The sequence below is a fragment of the Vibrio mexicanus genome (assembly GCF_001012815.1).
GTDB lineage: Bacteria > Pseudomonadota > Gammaproteobacteria > Enterobacterales > Vibrionaceae > Vibrio > Vibrio mexicanus.
The window spans coordinates 1-1,094 of record NZ_JYJP01000064.1; the positions used below are offsets into that span (position 1 = coordinate 1).

Below are 1,094 nucleotides of genomic sequence, written 5' to 3' on the forward strand. Positions count from 1 at the left end.
CCTCTATCGAGAGACCGATAACAAACATGAACGCTACATAGGACTCCAAGCAGAAACCTCGAATAGTCGACTGGGTCTCGAACCCGCATTACGCAAGCATGAGTTAGCTTATTATGAATACAAAAATGAAGCAAAGTATCAATGTCGGAGTTGATACAGGCAAAACACAATTAGATATCCATATCAGACCGTTAGACCTGTTTTTCTCGGTTGAAAATAATGATAAAGGGATTAAAGACGCCCTAAAAGTCATCAAAAAGCATCAGCCTGAACGTATCATTATTGAAGCAACGGGCCGATTAGAAATGCCCTTTGTATTGGCTTGCGCTGAAGCCGATTTACCTATTGTTCGCGCTAACCCTGTGCATATTAAACGTTTTGCGGGAGCGATTGGACGCAGAGCTAAAAATGACCGATTAGATGCAGAGCTTATTGCTCATTATGGTGAAGCTATTCAACCCAGCCTTACGGTCATAAAGGCAGAAAACATCAGATTAATGAGTGACTTAGTTATTCGTAGAAATCAGTTATTATCAATGCAGACCATGGAAAAAAATCGTATACAGGTACTACCAAAAAGTCTGCATTCAACCATCAAACCGATGCTCACAGCCATGAAAAATCAAATCACAAAGATAGAGAGTAAGTTGATAAAGCTCATTGAAGACAGCCTGAGTATCAAGGAAAAAATACCATTCTACAAAGTGTACCTGGTATCGGAAACATCGCAGCAGCGTCAATCATAAGTAATGTTCCAGAGCTTGGCTACATTACTAACAAGCAAGCGGCTTCTCTGATAGGGGTGGCCCCAATTACAAGAGAAAGTGGTCGTTACAAAGGCAAAAGAGTTATCCAAGGTGGGCGAGCTCAAGTTCGCACTGTACTCTACATGGCGATGATGTCAGCCATGCAATGTAATCCTGTTTTTAAAGCGACTTACACTCGTCTAGTTGAGGCAGGAAAGCCTAAAAAAGTTGCGATCATCGCCTGTGTTCGCAAGATGGTAGTGATCTTAAATACGATGTTGAGAGATGGCGTCATGTGGGATGAAAACACTGCTAAAAATTAGCTATTGACGCCATAGTCGTTTGTTA

General features: G+C 41.5%; 1 pseudogene. It reads left to right on the forward strand.

Annotated elements, in window-relative coordinates:
* Window positions 1-113: 113 nt before the first annotated feature.
* Window positions 114-1,069, forward strand: a pseudogene (locus UA76_RS09655) (IS110 family RNA-guided transposase).
* Window positions 1,070-1,094: the final 25 nt, after the last annotated feature.